18 protein-coding genes are annotated in these 13,634 nt (G+C 61.3%); 7 read left to right on the forward strand and 11 right to left on the reverse strand.

Annotated features, from left to right (window positions below; all coding sequences use genetic code 11):
- The first annotated feature begins 20 nt into the window (after window positions 1-20).
- Entirely contained in the window at window positions 21-875 is an 855-nt protein-coding gene (rpoH, locus tag M1D68_RS01530; protein WP_003177476.1) for an RNA polymerase sigma factor RpoH, read from the forward strand.
- Window positions 876-1,068: 193 nt separating this feature from the next.
- Here rpoH and mtgA read toward each other — a convergent pair whose 3' ends face one another.
- Window positions 1,069-1,791: a monofunctional biosynthetic peptidoglycan transglycosylase gene (gene mtgA / locus M1D68_RS01535; protein WP_420765042.1), complete on the reverse strand. Its 723-nt coding sequence runs from the start codon at window positions 1,789-1,791 to the stop codon at window positions 1,069-1,071.
- Between the two features lie 73 nt (window positions 1,792-1,864).
- Between mtgA and M1D68_RS01540 the strand changes: the two genes are divergently transcribed.
- The 4 genes from M1D68_RS01540 to trmB all read left to right on the forward strand — a co-directional run bounded on the left by M1D68_RS01540 (window position 1,865) and on the right by trmB (window position 4,121).
- Window positions 1,865-2,245, forward strand: a complete 381-nt coding sequence (locus M1D68_RS01540) for a DUF423 domain-containing protein (protein ID WP_420765041.1) — start codon at window positions 1,865-1,867, stop codon at window positions 2,243-2,245.
- A 91-nt stretch (window positions 2,246-2,336) separates the two neighbouring features.
- The gene (gene thiS / locus M1D68_RS01545; protein ID WP_420765040.1) at window positions 2,337-2,537 is read left to right on the forward strand and encodes a sulfur carrier protein ThiS; all 201 of its coding nucleotides are present in this window, start codon (window positions 2,337-2,339) and stop codon (window positions 2,535-2,537) included.
- Between the two features lie 54 nt (window positions 2,538-2,591).
- Window positions 2,592-3,386, forward strand: a complete 795-nt coding sequence (locus M1D68_RS01550; protein WP_003177480.1) for a thiazole synthase — start codon at window positions 2,592-2,594, stop codon at window positions 3,384-3,386.
- A 9-nt stretch (window positions 3,387-3,395) separates the two neighbouring features.
- Complete coding sequence (trmB, locus tag M1D68_RS01555; RefSeq protein ID WP_434561791.1) at window positions 3,396-4,121, forward strand: tRNA (guanosine(46)-N7)-methyltransferase TrmB; 726 nt, start codon at window positions 3,396-3,398, stop codon at window positions 4,119-4,121.
- Between the two features lie 129 nt (window positions 4,122-4,250).
- On the opposite strand, the gene M1D68_RS01560 is transcribed toward trmB, so the two are convergent.
- The 9 genes from M1D68_RS01560 to M1D68_RS01600 form a co-directional block, all read right to left on the reverse strand.
- The gene (locus M1D68_RS01560; RefSeq protein WP_014340681.1) at window positions 4,251-4,574 is read right to left on the reverse strand and encodes a DUF3392 domain-containing protein; all 324 of its coding nucleotides are present in this window, start codon (window positions 4,572-4,574) and stop codon (window positions 4,251-4,253) included.
- Window positions 4,575-4,592: 18 nt separating this feature from the next.
- A complete protein-coding gene (hemW, locus tag M1D68_RS01565; RefSeq protein ID WP_420765172.1) occupies window positions 4,593-5,726 on the reverse strand; it encodes a radical SAM family heme chaperone HemW in 1,134 nt (377 codons plus the stop codon).
- Window positions 5,727-5,788: 62 nt separating this feature from the next.
- The gene (rdgB, locus tag M1D68_RS01570; protein ID WP_457969075.1) at window positions 5,789-6,385 is read right to left on the reverse strand and encodes an RdgB/HAM1 family non-canonical purine NTP pyrophosphatase; all 597 of its coding nucleotides are present in this window, start codon (window positions 6,383-6,385) and stop codon (window positions 5,789-5,791) included.
- A complete protein-coding gene (locus M1D68_RS01575) occupies window positions 6,382-6,816 on the reverse strand; it encodes a DUF4426 domain-containing protein (RefSeq protein WP_434561797.1) in 435 nt (144 codons plus the stop codon). The genes rdgB and M1D68_RS01575 overlap by 4 nt, the downstream gene beginning before the upstream one ends.
- A 25-nt stretch (window positions 6,817-6,841) precedes the next feature.
- The gene (gene metW / locus M1D68_RS01580; protein WP_420765036.1) at window positions 6,842-7,462 is read right to left on the reverse strand and encodes a methionine biosynthesis protein MetW; all 621 of its coding nucleotides are present in this window, start codon (window positions 7,460-7,462) and stop codon (window positions 6,842-6,844) included.
- 7 nt (window positions 7,463-7,469) lie between these two features.
- Window positions 7,470-8,609: a homoserine O-succinyltransferase MetX gene (metX, locus tag M1D68_RS01585; protein WP_420765035.1), complete on the reverse strand. Its 1,140-nt coding sequence runs from the start codon at window positions 8,607-8,609 to the stop codon at window positions 7,470-7,472.
- Between the two features lie 281 nt (window positions 8,610-8,890).
- On the reverse strand, window positions 8,891-9,481 hold the full coding sequence (locus M1D68_RS01590) for a YggT family protein (RefSeq protein WP_420765034.1): 591 nt from the start codon (window positions 9,479-9,481) through the stop codon (window positions 8,891-8,893).
- A gap of 10 nt (window positions 9,482-9,491) precedes the next feature.
- Window positions 9,492-10,310 (reverse strand): pyrroline-5-carboxylate reductase, encoded by an 819-nt coding sequence (gene proC / locus M1D68_RS01595; protein WP_457969077.1) that lies wholly within the window; start codon window positions 10,308-10,310, stop codon window positions 9,492-9,494.
- Window positions 10,311-10,337: 27 nt separating this feature from the next.
- Entirely contained in the window at window positions 10,338-11,030 is a 693-nt protein-coding gene (locus M1D68_RS01600; protein WP_457969079.1) for a YggS family pyridoxal phosphate-dependent enzyme, read from the reverse strand.
- Between the two features lie 56 nt (window positions 11,031-11,086).
- On the opposite strand from M1D68_RS01600, the gene M1D68_RS01605 reads away from it, so the two are divergent.
- Window positions 11,087-12,121, forward strand: a complete 1,035-nt coding sequence (locus M1D68_RS01605; RefSeq protein ID WP_198796877.1) for a type IV pilus twitching motility protein PilT — start codon at window positions 11,087-11,089, stop codon at window positions 12,119-12,121.
- A 164-nt stretch (window positions 12,122-12,285) separates the two neighbouring features.
- Here the strand turns inward: M1D68_RS01605 and M1D68_RS01610 are convergent, their stop codons facing one another.
- Window positions 12,286-12,897, reverse strand: coding sequence for a C40 family peptidase (locus M1D68_RS01610; RefSeq protein WP_434649763.1), 612 nt, complete (start codon window positions 12,895-12,897; stop codon window positions 12,286-12,288).
- Between the two features lie 249 nt (window positions 12,898-13,146).
- Between M1D68_RS01610 and M1D68_RS01615 the strand changes: the two genes are divergently transcribed.
- On the forward strand, window positions 13,147-13,575 hold the full coding sequence (locus M1D68_RS01615; RefSeq protein WP_420765029.1) for an NINE protein: 429 nt from the start codon (window positions 13,147-13,149) through the stop codon (window positions 13,573-13,575).
- The last annotated feature ends 59 nt before the right edge of the window (window positions 13,576-13,634 follow it).

Here is a 13,634-nt window from a genome sequence, read left to right on the forward strand (position 1 = left end):
TGAGTCGGAGGTTTTTTCGTATGACCACTTCTTTGCAACCTGCTTATGCTCTGGTCCCAGGTGCGAACCTGGAGGCCTATGTGCACACGGTCAACAGCATCCCGCTGCTGACCCCCGAGCAGGAGCGTGAACTGGCCGAGAGTCTCTACTATGAGCAGGATCTTGAGGCGGCTCGGCAGATGGTGCTCGCCCACCTGCGTTTTGTCGTACATATTGCCCGCAGCTATTCCGGCTACGGGCTGGCCCAGGCCGACCTGATCCAGGAAGGCAACGTTGGCCTGATGAAGGCGGTCAAGCGTTTCAACCCGGAAATGGGTGTGCGCCTGGTGTCGTTTGCAGTGCACTGGATCAAGGCGGAAATCCACGAGTTCATCCTGCGCAACTGGCGCATCGTGAAAGTCGCGACCACCAAGGCCCAGCGCAAGCTTTTTTTCAACCTGCGCAGCCAGAAGAAGCGCCTGGCCTGGTTGAACAACGAGGAAGTTCATCGCGTGGCCGAGAGCCTCGGTGTGGAACCTCGTGAAGTGCGCGAAATGGAAAGTCGCCTGACCGGCCATGACATGGCTTTTGACCCGGCCGCCGAAGCGGACGACGACAGCGCTTTCCAATCGCCGGCCAACTACCTGGAAGACCACCGGTACGACCCGGCGCGTCAACTGGAGGACGCCGACTGGAGTGACAACTCCAACACCAACCTGCACGAAGCGCTGGAAGTGCTGGACGAGCGCAGCCGCGACATTCTCTACCAGCGCTGGCTGGCCGAGGAGAAGGCCACGCTGCACGACCTGGCGCAAAAGTACAACGTGTCGGCCGAGCGAATTCGCCAGCTTGAGAAGAGCGCGATGAACAAGCTCAAGGTGTCGATTGCGGCTTGACCTGCGACAGCTATCACAAAAACGCCCCGATCATTACTGATCGGGGCGTTTTTGTTTGTGCGATGCAAGCGTCAACTCAGCCTTTGTGGGAGCGAGCTTGCTCGCGATGGCGGTGGGTCAGGCGACATCTCTGCTGAATGCTCGATTGTCATCGCGAGCAGGCTCGCTCCCACAAGAATCCGTGGTATCGCGGCTATTGAGCCCAGGGCGCCGGCCGAGACTCATCTAACCGCAACAGATAACCATCACCTCCCAATTGGCTCATCTGCTGGCGAATCCAACTCGCACGCCTGAGCACATAAGGGCTCGGCCGACTGGCGCTCCAGGCCCTCGGGTTGGGCAGGACTGCGGCGAGCAGGCTGGCCTGTTGTCGGGACAAGGCGTTTGCACCGACACGAAAATGATGCCGCGCCGCCGCTTCGGCCCCAAACACCCCGTCGTCCCACTCGACGCTATTGAGGTACACCTCGAGGATCCGCTGCTTGGGCCAGAACACTTCGATCAGCGCGGTGAACCAGGCCTCCAGCCCCTTGCGCAGCCAACTGCGGCCCGACCACAGGAAAAGGTTCTTGGAAACCTGCTGGCTAAGGGTGCTGGCGCCACGAATCGAACCGCCGCGCCCGTTGTGGGCGAACGCGGCCTGGATTGCGCCGATGTCAAAGCCCCAATGCTCGGGAAATTTCTGGTCTTCCCCGGCAATGACCGCAACCTTGAGATGATTGGAAATCTTGTCCCAGGGTTGCCAGTCACGCTGCAGGTCGATCGGTTCGCCTCCGAACCAGGATTGCACCTTGCGCTCGATCATCAGCGCGGTGAACGGCGGTGGCACCACGCGAAACAGCAGCACCAGCACAACGCTGCAGGCGGCGAACCAGAACAGGGCTTTAATGAATCGTCGAAACAATGAACGCAGCATAGAGATGGCTTGGCCGAACCCGTCGAGCGGGCCATTATACAGACCCTGTCCATCGAGTCTGACCGGAGTTCCCATGTTGCGTAGCTTTCTGATGCTGGCGGCTTTTTTCGGCTTCACGGGCGTGGCGCTGGGGGCGTTTGCCGCCCATGGCCTGAAAAACCGCCTGAGCGCCGATTATCTGGCGATTTTCCACACTGGGGTGACCTACCAACTGGTGCATACCCTGGCGCTGTTCGGCGTTGCGCTGTTGGCCACGCATATCCCGGGTCGTATCGTCACTTGGGCCGGAATTTCATTCGTGATCGGCATTCTGCTGTTCTCCGGCAGCCTGTATCTGCTGACCCTTACCGGTGTCACCAAGCTGGGCATGATCACGCCCCTGGGCGGCGTGGCTTTCCTGATCGGTTGGTTGTGCCTGGGCATCGCGGCCTGGCGCCTGCAACTTGCCGCTTGAAGCTTGTCGCTCGTAGCTGACCAAGGGGCTTGGGTCACCCAGACTGATCGGGCTAGAATGCCAGCCCCTAAAAATGATGGCGGCATCCGGCATGCGCATTCAGTTGAACGGCGAACCCCTTGATCTGCCCGACGGTGAAACCGTCGCGGCCCTGCTGACCCGTCTGGAACTCACCGGACGCCGCGTCGCGGTGGAACTCAATCTGGATATCGTCCCGCGCAGCCAGCACGCCGAAACCAAATTGAACGACGGTGATAGCGTCGAAGTGGTCCACGCCATCGGTGGCGGTTAGTCGCCTCGGTTTCGCAGCCTTTCGCAAGAACCTCACCCCAACAGAGGATTTCCCATGAGCATCGTTCGTAGCGACAAGCCCTTCGTCCTGGCCGGTCGTACCTACCAGTCGCGCTTGCTGGTAGGTACCGGCAAATACCGCGACATGGAAGAAACCCGCCTGGCCATCGAGGCCTCGGGTGCCGAGATCGTGACCGTCGCCGTGCGCCGCACCAACATCGGCCAGAACCCGGGCGAACCGAACCTGCTGGATATCCTGCCGCCGGATCGCTACACGATCCTGCCGAACACCGCCGGTTGCTTCGACGCCATCGAGGCCGTGCGCACCTGTCGCCTGGCCCGTGAGCTGCTCGACGGTCACAACCTGGTGAAGCTGGAAGTGCTGGCGGACCAGAAAACCCTGTTCCCCAACGTGATCGAAACCCTCAAGGCCGCCGAGACCCTGGTCAAGGAAGGTTTTGACGTGATGGTCTACACCAGCGATGACCCGATCATCGCCCGTCAGTTGGCGGAAATCGGCTGCATCGCGGTCATGCCGTTGGCCGGCCTGATCGGCACCGGCCTGGGGATCTGCAACCCATACAACCTGCAGATCATCCTGGAAGAAGCCAAGATCCCGGTGCTGGTGGATGCCGGTGTCGGTACCGCATCCGACGCCACCATCGCCATGGAGCTGGGTTGCGAAGCGGTGCTGATGAACTCGGCCATCGCCCATGCCCAGCAGCCGATCCTGATGGCCGAAGCCATGAAGCACGCCATCGTTGCCGGCCGCTTGGCCTACCTGGCCGGCCGCATGCCGAAAAAACTCTACGCCAGCGCGTCCTCGCCGCTGGATGGTCTGATCAAGTAAGAGCCATTGATGACTGAATCGAACGACACGCCTGTCCTGCCGGAAGAAGGCGAAGAGCGCCAGCACCGCCGCATCAAGAGTTTCGTGATGCGCGCCGGGCGCATGACCGAAGGCCAGCAACGCGGCCTGGAACAGGGCGCCCCGCTGTATGTCCTGCCCCTGGCCGATGCACCGGTCGACTTCGACCAGGTCTTCGGACGCTCGGCGCCGCGCTCGCTGGAAATCGGTTTTGGCATGGGCCACTCGCTTCTGGAGATGGCCGCCGCCGCGCCGGAACAGGATTTCATCGGCGTGGAGGTCCATCGTCCGGGTGTCGGTGCGCTGCTCAACGGTGTGCTGACCCAAGGGCTGACCAACCTGCGGGTCTACGATTGCGACGCTATCGAAGTGCTTAATCGTTGCGTGGCCGATAACAGCCTCGATCGGCTGATGCTGTTCTTCCCGGATCCGTGGCACAAAAGCCGACACCACAAGCGCCGGATCGTCCAGGCGTCGTTCGCTGAGCTGGTGCGTAGCAAGTTGAAGGTCGGCGGTGTGTTGCACATGGCCACCGACTGGGAGCCCTACGCCGAATACATGCTGGAAGTGATGAACGTCGCGCCGGGTTATCGCAACCTGGCCGAGGACGGCAAGTGCGTACCGCGCCCGGCTGAACGGCCGATCACCAAGTTCGAACGCCGTGGCGAACGGCTTGGGCATGGGGTTTGGGACTTGAAGTTCGAGAAGCTGCCTTAAGCATCACGCAATAAAACTGTGGGAGCGAGCCTGCTCGCGAATACGGTGTGTCAGCCAACAAAACATTGCCTGACACTCCCTCTTCGCGAGCAGGCTCGCTCCCACATGTGTTTTATGTGATGGCTTAAATCAGCGGCGGTCAGCCACCACACCAATCAACACCAACACCACCAATAACACCGGCGCCAGGCTGTAGTTGTTGAACTGGCTCAACCCCCGGACGATCCACGGCGTGGCGTAGATCAGCGCGGCGCCGCTGCCGATCATGCACAGCAGGGCGATCAGCGGGACGCGCAAGGCGCCGGCGATGCTGCCCAGGCGCTGTTCGACCCAGCCCTTGATATCCGCACCAAACAACACCAGCAGGCAGCCTACCAACGCCAGGGAGATTTCCGACAGGTTGCTGCGGCTCCAGCGGGATACGGTGGCGAGCAGGTCGAGTACCAGATCCATTCGATTTCCTTGTGTTGATCAGCTCAGAAATTTCTGCAGCAAGTCGTTGAGAAACAGCTGTCCGCGCTCGGTCGCCGCCAGACGTGACGGTTCGACCTGCAACAACCCACTTTGTTCGGCCTCGCGCCGGCCGTCGGCCAGGCTTTCCAAAGACAGGCCGGTGCGCTGTGGATAAAGCTGCGCCGCTACACCTTCGGTAAGACGCAGCGCGTTCATCAGGAACTCGAAAGGCAGTTCTTCGTTGGCCAGGCTCTTTTCGCCGGCCAGGAAACGTTTGGCCGGGTTGAGATAATCCTTGGGCAGGCGAGTCTTCCAGGTGCGCACGATGCGCCCGTCCGGATGGCTGAGCTTGCCGTGGGCCCCGGCGCCGATGCCGATGAAGTCACCGAAGCTCCAATAATTGAGGTTGTGCCGCGCCGCGCGCCCTGGCTGGGCATAGGCGGAGACCTCATATTGGGCGTAGCCATGCTCGGCGAGCAGCGCCTGCCCGGCTTCCTGGATGTCCCACAGCGTGTCGTCTTCCGGCAAGATTGGCGGCTGGTTCCAGAACACCGTGTTCGGCTCCAGCGTCAGTTGATACCAGGACAAATGGGTGGGCTTCAGGGCAATGGCCTGGCGCAGATCGCTCAAGGCATCTTCGAGGGATTGATCCGGCAGGCCATGCATCAAGTCGAGATTGAAATTATCGAACCCGGCCTGGCGGGCCATGCCAGCGGCACGCACCGCCTCGTCGCCGTTATGGATTCGGCCAAGCGCTTGGAGCTTGGCCTGTTGGAAGCTCTGGATGCCAATGGACAGACGATTGATGCCCAGCGCCCGGTAGGCGACGAATTTCTCTTGCTCGAAGGTGCCTGGGTTGGCTTCCAGGGTGATTTCAATATCGGGCGCAAAAGGGATGCGCGCCTCGACGCCCCGCAGCAGACGCCCCAGGGCTTGGGCGCTGAACAGGCTCGGCGTGCCGCCGCCAAAGAAAATGGAGGACAACGGCCGGCCGTGAACCCCATGCAAATCCTGGTCGAGATCGGCCAGCAAGGCGTCGACGTATTCCTCCTCCGGCAGCTGCGGGCTGGCGGTGTGGGAGTTGAAGTCGCAATACGGGCATTTGCGCACGCACCAGGGGATATGGATGTACAACGCCAAGGGCGGCAGCATGGGCAGCGGCGCCCGAGGTGTCTGTGCGCCGCCGTGGATCAGCGGTGCGGGGGAGTCGGTGGTCATTGCAGGCCCAGGCTTTGGCGCAGCAGGGCCATGGCGCGGGCGCGGTGGCTCAGTTGGTTCTTTTCAACGGGGCCCAGCTCGGCGCTGGAACAATTGCGCTCAGGCACCCAGAACAACGGGTCGTAGCCAAAGCCGTGTTCGCCGCTGGCCTTGGCGAGGATGCGCCCGTGCCACAGGCCTTCGCAGAGGATCGGCAGTGGATCGTCGGCATGGCGCACAAGCGCCAGCACACAAACGAATTGCGCGCCGCGCTCGGCTTCGGGCACGTCCTTGAGGGCTTCGAGCAGCTTGGCGTTGTTCGCTGCGTCACCTTTGCCATCGGCGTAACGGGCCGAATAGATGCCCGGCGCGCCGCCGAGGAAGTCCACCGCCAGACCGGAATCGTCGGCCAGCGCCGGCAGGCCGGAAATGCGCGCCGCATTGCGGGCCTTGAGGATGGCGTTCTCGACGAACGACAAACCGGTTTCCTCCGGCTCGACCTGGCTGAATTCACCGATCGAGCGCAGCTGCACCGATCCGCCGAGCATCGCCTGGAGTTCCTTGAGTTTGCCGGCGTTGTGGCTGGCCAGTACGAGTTGGGTAAGGTTGATCATTGGCCCGGAAACAGTTCCTGGTTGAAGTTGATGGTGTTGATTTTGTCGCCGGTTTGCACCTTGATCTCGAAGGTGCGGGTTTCCTGCTGTTCCACTGGATATTGGGCGATGTAGTAGATCGCGCCTGCTTCGGTGACCTGACGGAAGGTGAGCGGGACTGTCTTGCTGGTCAGGTCCTTGACCGTACCGCTGACCTGGGCCATCAACGGCTTGCCTTCCTTGATCACCGAGACGTTGATGACGCCCTGGTGCTTGCTGCGAATCAGCTCGGCGCCCTTGGCGATGTCGGGGGTCAGGAAGGTGGAGTTGAACGTGTTGTAGTGAACGGTGACGTCACCGAACACTTCCTTGCGCTCGGCCTTGATGACATCGGCGGCCATGGCGCCGATGCTCAGGCAGGAGGTGATTAACAGCAACGCTAGACGCTTCATGTCGTGCTCCTGAAAAGGCGGGTGCTCACACCGCGACCTGATGGTCGGCAAGGCCCGGGCTGCTGACCCGGTAAATGCCAATCTCACCTAACAGATTAGGCCATAGCTTGCTGGCCCACCCGTGGCGGTGCTGCTGGTCCACCGCCAACCGGTCGATGACCTTGGCCTTGCGCTCGCGGCACAGTTCTTCGAAATCCTCGAACGTACAGAAATGGATGTTCGGGGTGTTGTACCAGGTATAGGGCAGGAATTCCGACACCGGCATCCGTCCCTTGCTCGCCAGGTACCAGCGGCAGCGCCAGTGACCGAAGTTGGGGAAGGTAATGATGCACTGGCGCCCGACGCGCAGCATTTCGTCGAGAATCTTGTCTGGGTAATGCACGGCTTGCAGGGCCTGGGTCATGACCACGATGTCGAAGCTGTTGCTGGCGAAGTTGCCCAGCCCTTTGTCCAGGTCTTGTTCGATGACGTTGATGCCCTTGGCCACGCATTCGGCGATGTTGTCCGGGTCGTTTTCCAGCCCGTAGCCCGTCACTTGCTTGTTGTCGCGCAGCCAGGTCAGCAGTTCGCCGTTGCCGCAGCCCAGGTCGAGCACGCGGCTGCCGGCGGGGATCCATTCCTGGATGATGTCCAGATCGGCTCTCATGGCGTCCTCACAGCGTAATACGGTTCATGTAGTTGCCGAACGCCTGCAGGTAGCGCGGGATCGGAATCAAAAAGGCGTCGTGGCCCTGGGGTGCGTCGATTTCCAGGTAGCAGACGTCCTTGCGCGCGGCCATCAGTGCGTCCACCAGCTCCCGGGAACGGGCCGGGGAGAAGCGCCAGTCGGTGGTGAAAGACATCACGCAGAACTTGGCGGTGGCATTGGCGAAGGTTTTCGCCAGGTCATCGTCGAAGTTCGCCGCCGGATCGAAGTAGTCCAGCGCCTTGGTCATCAGCAGGTAGGTGTTGGCGTCGAAGCGCCCGGAGAATTCCTCGCCCTGATAACGCAGGTAGCTCTCGACCTGGAATTCCACGCTGTGGAAGTCGTAGTTGAGCTTTTCGCTCTTGAGGCCTCGGCCGAATTTTTCACCCATGGAATCGTCGGACAGGTAGGTGATGTGCCCGACCATCCGCGCCAGCATCAACCCGCGCTTGGGAATCACGCCATGTTCCTGGAACGAACCTCCGTGAAATTCGGGGTCGGTGAGGATCGCCTGGCGCGCCACTTCGTTGAAGGCAATGTTCTGCGCCGACAGCTTGGGCGCCGAGGCGATTGCCAGGCAATGGCGCACGCGATCCGGGTAGGTGATGGTCCATTGCAGGGCCTGCATGCCGCCGAGGCTGCCACCGATCACCGCCGCCCATTGACCGATGCCGAGGCGGTCGGCCAGGCGGGCCTGGCTGTGGACCCAGTCTTCCACGGTCAGTACCGGGAAATCGGCGCCGAAGGGCTTGCCGGTGTCGGGGTTGAGGCTGCTGGGGCCGGTGGAGCCGTTGCAACCGCCGAGGTTGTTCAGGCTGACCACGAAGAACCGGTTGGTGTCGATGGGCTTGCCGGGGCCGATGCAACTGTCCCACCAGCCGGGCTTGCGGTCATCGACGCTGTGGTAGCCGGCGGCGTGGTGATGCCCCGACAAGGCGTGGCAAATCAGCACGGCATTGCTCGCCGTGGCGTTGAGGGTGCCGTAGGTTTCGTAGATCAGGTCATAGGCTGGCAACGAACGGCCGCAGGCCAGGGCCAGGGGCTCGCTGAAATGCGCCGTTTGCGGCGTCACCAGACCAACGGAATCGGGGGGAAAGGCAGCTGGCATCGACCCTGCTCTCGTTGAAATGAGGCGTAAGTCTAAAGACCGCTGGGGTTAGCGGCAAGCAAAGGGCGGCGCTGATTGTCCGCTGATGCAAACCCTGTGGTGACTGGATCAATCTGTGGCGAGGGAGCTTGCTCCCGCTGGGCCGGGCTGGCGCTCCAGCGCGAAGCGGCCCTGAATGCTGCCGCCCGGGGCTGTCTGGACGACGGTGGCGCCCGGTTTGGGGCTGCTTCGCGGCCCAGCGGGAGCAAGCTCCCTCGCCACAGGAAAAGTTGCAGCGTGCTTTAGATCAGCACCCGCAGGATCTCCGGCATCATCGTCATCGCCGCCAGGTTGTTGATCACCAGCATGTCGATCAGTTTGAGCACCATGAATGCCAGGATCGGCGAGATGTCCAGGCCGCCGAGGTTCGGCACGATGCGGCGGAACGGCGCCAGGGCCGGCTCGCAGATCTGGTTCACCAGTTCGGCGCCCGGGTTGTGGCTGCCCGGCGCGACCCAGGACAGGATCACGCTGATGATCAGGGCAAAGAAAAATATCTTCAGGAACAGTGCGGTAACGCCGATGATCGACCAGATCAGCAATTGCAGCGGATTGCCGGTGATGCCATAGGTCAGCAGCAGCGTCAGGGCCATCAGCGCCATTTGCAACAGGATCGCCAGCAACAGCGAGGACATGTCCAGGCCGAACAGGCTCGGAATGATCCGGCGCAAGGGTTTAAGCAGCGGTTGGGTCGCCTTGACGATGAACTGGCACAACGGGTTGTAGAAGTTGGCGCGCACCAGTTGCAGCACGAAGCGCATCAGCACGATCAGCAGGTACAGACTGCCGAGGGTTTGCAGGACATAGACCGCTGCAGTGTTCAATCCAATCATGAATGGCTCCTTATTGGCCCAGTTGTTCGGCCATTTCGGCCGAGCGGTGCGCGGCGGCGCCGAGTGCTTTTTCAACCAGGGCTTCGAAGCCTCCGGCCTGGAATGATTTGATGGCCGCTTCGGTGGTACCGCCCGGCGAAGTCACGCGGCGACGCAGCTCCGCCGCATCGACATCGCTGGCGACCGCCATATGCGCGGCGCCCAGGGCAGTCTGCAAGGTCAGCTGAGCGGCGGTTTCCCGGGGCAGGCCGAGTTTCTCGCCGGCGGCGGTCATGGCTTCGATCAGCAGGAAGAAGTACGCCGGACCAGAGCCGGAGACGGCGGTGACCGCGTCCAGTTGCTGCTCGGTTTCCAGCCACAGCGCAAGACCCACGGCCGACAGCAGCTCTTCAGCCTGCTGGCGTTGGGCGGCCGTCACCTGTTCGGTGGCGAACAGGCCGCTGACGCCCTGGCGCAGCAGTGCCGGGGTGTTGGGCATGCAGCGCACGATGGGCTGGGCGCCGAGCCAGTTGTTCATGCTCGCGCAAGTAATACCAGCGGCAATCGACACGATCAGCTGATGTGGCTTGAGATGCGGGCGAAGGGCTTCGCACACGCTTTTCATTGCTTGCGGCTTGACCGCGAGCACCACGACGTCCACGCCGTCGATGGCCTGGGCGTTGTCGGCGAAGGCTTCGATGCCGTGCTCTGCGCTCACCCGCTGGCGGGTTTCTTCACCCGGATCGCTGGCGCGGATCTGCGCTGCATCCAGGCCCTTGGCCCGCAGGCCGCCGATCAGGCTGGCGGCCATGTTGCCGGCGCCGATAAAGGCAATACGCGTGTTGCTCATAACGGATCCTTATGAAAGATGAGTGAGTCAGCTGGGCGATTGACCGTAGTCGCGAGCCCCAAACAGCGCAGTACCGACGCGCACCCAGGTGGCGCCTTGAGCAATGGCGGATTCGAGGTCATGGCTCATGCCCATGGACAGCGTATCCAGGGGCAGGTCCAGGCTGGCTTGCAGGCGCTGGACAGCAGCAAAAGCCGCGTCCTGTTCAGCGCGATCGTCGGTCGGTTCGGGAATCGCCATCAACCCGCGCAACGTGAGGCGTGGCAACGTGCTGATGGCGCTGGCAAGGGCGGGCAGGTCCGCTGGCGCGCAGCCGGATTTACTGGCTTCGCCGCTGACGTTGACCTGAATGCAGATGTTCAATGGTGGCAGCTCGGCTGGCCGCTGCTCGGACAGGCGCTGTGCAATTTTCAAGCGATCCACGGAATGCACCCAGTCGAAATGTTCGGCAATAGCGCGCGTCTTGTTCGATTGAATGGGGCCGATGAAGTGCCAGATCAAGGGCAAGTCAGTCAGTTCGGCCTGCTTGCCCAAGGCTTCTTGCAAGTAGTTCTCGCCAAAGTCACGCAGGCCGGCGGCGTAGGCTTCGCGCAGGGCCTGGGCGGGCTTGGTCTTGCTGACGGCCAGTAGATGGACGCTGTGTTCGGCGCGTCGGGCGGCCTGTTCCGCCGCATGGATGCGCGATCTAACCTGAGCAATGTTGTCTGCTATCGTGGTCATAAAGAAAGGCCAGCGGGTCTGAGGTTCGCGGCATTCTACTGGAATTGAGGAGCGCTATGGATATCACTGAACTGCTGGCGTTCAGCGCCAAACAGGGGGCGTCGGACCTGCATCTGTCCGCCGGGTTGCCACCAATGATCCGTGTCGATGGCGATGTGCGGCGTATCAACCTGCCGGCGTTGGACCACAAGCAGGTCCATGAACTGATCTACGACATCATGAATGACCGGCAACGAGTGGATTACGAAAAGTTTCTGGAGACCGACTTTTCCTTCGACGTGCCAGGCGTTGCGCGGTTTCGGGTCAACGCCTTCAACCAGAATCGTGGCGCGGGGGCGGTGTTCCGGACCATCCCTTCGAAAGTCCTGACCATGGAAGACCTGGGGATGGGCGAGGTGTTTCGCAAGATCACCGAGGCCCCACGTGGGCTCGTGCTGGTGACCGGGCCGACGGGGTCCGGCAAGTCCACCACCCTGGCCGCGATGATCGATTACCTGAACAGCCACAAGCATCATCACATCCTCACCATCGAGGACCCGATCGAATTCGTCCATGAACCGCGCAAATGCCTGATCAACCAGCGCGAGGTGCACCGCGATACCCAGGGCTTTTCCACGGCGCTGCGCTCGGCCCTGCGGGAAGATCCGGACGTGATCCTGGTGGGGGAAATGCGTGACCTGGAAACCATCCGGCTGGCGCTGACTGCCGCAGAAACCGGGCACTTGGTGTTTGGCACGCTGCATACCACATCGGCGGCCAAGACCATTGACCGGGTGGTGGACGTGTTTCCCGGTGACGAGAAGTCCATGGTTCGTTCGATGCTGTCGGAGTCGTTGCAGGCGGTGATCTCCCAGACGCTGGTCAAGAAGATCGGCGGCGGCCGGGTTGCGGCGCATGAAATCATGCTCGGCACCTCGGCGATCCGCAATCTCATCCGGGAAGACAAGATCGCGCAGATGTATTCGTCGATTCAGACCGGCGGCTCGCTGGGGATGCAGACGCTGGACATGTGCCTGAAGGAGTTGGTGAACAAGGGACTGATCAGCCGCGAGCATGCGCGGGAGCGGGCGCGTACGCCGGATAATTTCTAGGGCAAGAAGGCAGTACCGCTCTTGTGGCGAGGGAGCTTGCTCCCGCTGGGCTGCGAAGCAGCCCCAAATCAGACGCCACCTTCACCCAGGCATGCACCGTCGGGGCCGCTCCGCGCCCCAGCGGGAGCAAGCTCCCTCGCCACAAGGACCAAGTGGTCTTCAGATCAGCGCTGAACCACCCGCATCGCACCCGGCTCTTTGGGCAGTACCCGCTTGGCAACCACGTAATGGGTGTTCCAATACGGCTTGTTCAGCGTGTCGATGGTCACCGACTTGCCACGGCGCGGGGCGTGGATGAAGCGGTCATTGCCCAGGTAGATGGCCACATGGTTGACTCGCCGGCTCTTGAGCTTGAAGAAAATCAGGTCCCCAGGCTTCAAGTCCTTGCGCTCGATTTTTTCACCGTGGCCGGCTGCCATCGCGTTGGATGTGCGCGGCAAATCGAAGGTGGCGTCGTTGAAGGCGTATTTCACCAGCCCACTGCAATCGAAACCTTTACTTGGGCTGCTGCCGCCCCAACGGTAAGGTGTGCCGAGTACATTCACGGCGCGGCTCAAGACATTGCTGGTGGTCTTGGTCGCCATGGGTGGCACCAGTCGGCTCTGAGCCGTGCTCACGCGCTGGACGCCTTGCTTGTTCTTGCTCGACGGAGCAGAAACATGGGATTTAGGGGTGTAGCCATTGATGTTGGGAAGACGTTGCTCACGGTTGGTGGCGTGGGCGGCCAGTGGCAATAATAGGCAGATGGTCAGCCATGTCTTTAAAAATGGACGCATTAGGCAGGGCTCATAAAGGTTAGCGCGCAACTTTATAACAGCTTTTTTTCGCTTTCCGAGGCCGTTTGTCGATCCGGAACCTAGCATAAACGCCGCGCAATACCGTCATTTTGGCCTGATTGTCCGACACAGGCCCCGTAGTACGGGCGTTTCCCCGGCTCGGGTCGACCAGGACCGCTTGTCGGCGAGACACAAAAAAGTCACAAAAAGTCCGAACAAATTTTTCTATCGAGGCAAAAGAGACCATTCATGAACAGCTATCAACAGGACGCAATCCGCGATACCCACAGCAAAGTCATCGGGTATCTGCTCTGGATTCTCGGGTTTACCGGCGCTCACCGTTTCTATTACGGCAAGCCGGTGACCGGCACGATCTGGTTTTTCACCTTCGGCCTGCTGGGCATTGGCTGGCTGATCGACCTGTTCCTGATCCCTGCCATGGACCGCGAAGCGGACCTGCGCTTTACCCCTGGCCCCATCGAATACAGCGTGGCGTGGATCCTGCTCACGTTCCTCGGAGTGCTTGGTGTGCATCGCATGTACCAAGGCAAGTGGCTCAGTGGGCTCCTTTACCTACTGACCGGTGGGGTGTTTTTCCTGGGGGTGCTGTATGACTTCTGGACGCTGAATGACCAGGTCTCGATTCGTAATGCGCAGAAGCGTGGGGCTTTCCATTAAGACAGGTAGATCGTGTCGCCTGCATTCGCGAGCAGGCTCGCTCCCACACTGAATCGAGG

The organism is Pseudomonas sp. R4-84, assembly GCF_054130985.1.

Excerpts from the sequence above, each read along its gene's own strand:
- rpoH (WP_003177476.1), top strand. The coding sequence starts at position 21 with ATGACCACTTCTTTGCAACCTGCTTATGCTCTGGTCCCAGGTGCGAAC.
- mtgA (WP_420765042.1), bottom strand. The coding sequence starts at position 1,791 with ATGCTGCGTTCATTGTTTCGACGATTCATTAAAGCCCTGTTCTGGTTC.
- M1D68_RS01540 (WP_420765041.1), top strand. The coding sequence starts at position 1,865 with ATGTTGCGTAGCTTTCTGATGCTGGCGGCTTTTTTCGGCTTCACGGGC.
- thiS (WP_420765040.1), top strand. The coding sequence starts at position 2,337 with ATGCGCATTCAGTTGAACGGCGAACCCCTTGATCTGCCCGACGGTGAA.
- M1D68_RS01550 (WP_003177480.1), top strand. The coding sequence starts at position 2,592 with ATGAGCATCGTTCGTAGCGACAAGCCCTTCGTCCTGGCCGGTCGTACC.
- trmB (WP_434561791.1), top strand. The coding sequence starts at position 3,396 with ATGACTGAATCGAACGACACGCCTGTCCTGCCGGAAGAAGGCGAAGAG.
- M1D68_RS01560 (WP_014340681.1), bottom strand. The coding sequence starts at position 4,574 with ATGGATCTGGTACTCGACCTGCTCGCCACCGTATCCCGCTGGAGCCGC.
- hemW (WP_420765172.1), bottom strand. The coding sequence starts at position 5,726 with ATGCTGCCGCCCTTGGCGTTGTACATCCATATCCCCTGGTGCGTGCGC.
- rdgB (WP_457969075.1), bottom strand. The coding sequence starts at position 6,385 with ATGATCAACCTTACCCAACTCGTACTGGCCAGCCACAACGCCGGCAAA.
- M1D68_RS01575 (WP_434561797.1), bottom strand. The coding sequence starts at position 6,816 with ATGAAGCGTCTAGCGTTGCTGTTAATCACCTCCTGCCTGAGCATCGGC.
- metW (WP_420765036.1), bottom strand. The coding sequence starts at position 7,462 with ATGAGAGCCGATCTGGACATCATCCAGGAATGGATCCCCGCCGGCAGC.
- metX (WP_420765035.1), bottom strand. The coding sequence starts at position 8,609 with ATGCCAGCTGCCTTTCCCCCCGATTCCGTTGGTCTGGTGACGCCGCAA.
- M1D68_RS01590 (WP_420765034.1), bottom strand. The coding sequence starts at position 9,481 with ATGATTGGATTGAACACTGCAGCGGTCTATGTCCTGCAAACCCTCGGC.
- proC (WP_457969077.1), bottom strand. The coding sequence starts at position 10,310 with ATGAGCAACACGCGTATTGCCTTTATCGGCGCCGGCAACATGGCCGCC.
- M1D68_RS01600 (WP_457969079.1), bottom strand. The coding sequence starts at position 11,030 with ATGACCACGATAGCAGACAACATTGCTCAGGTTAGATCGCGCATCCAT.
- M1D68_RS01605 (WP_198796877.1), top strand. The coding sequence starts at position 11,087 with ATGGATATCACTGAACTGCTGGCGTTCAGCGCCAAACAGGGGGCGTCG.
- M1D68_RS01610 (WP_434649763.1), bottom strand. The coding sequence starts at position 12,897 with ATGCGTCCATTTTTAAAGACATGGCTGACCATCTGCCTATTATTGCCA.
- M1D68_RS01615 (WP_420765029.1), top strand. The coding sequence starts at position 13,147 with ATGAACAGCTATCAACAGGACGCAATCCGCGATACCCACAGCAAAGTC.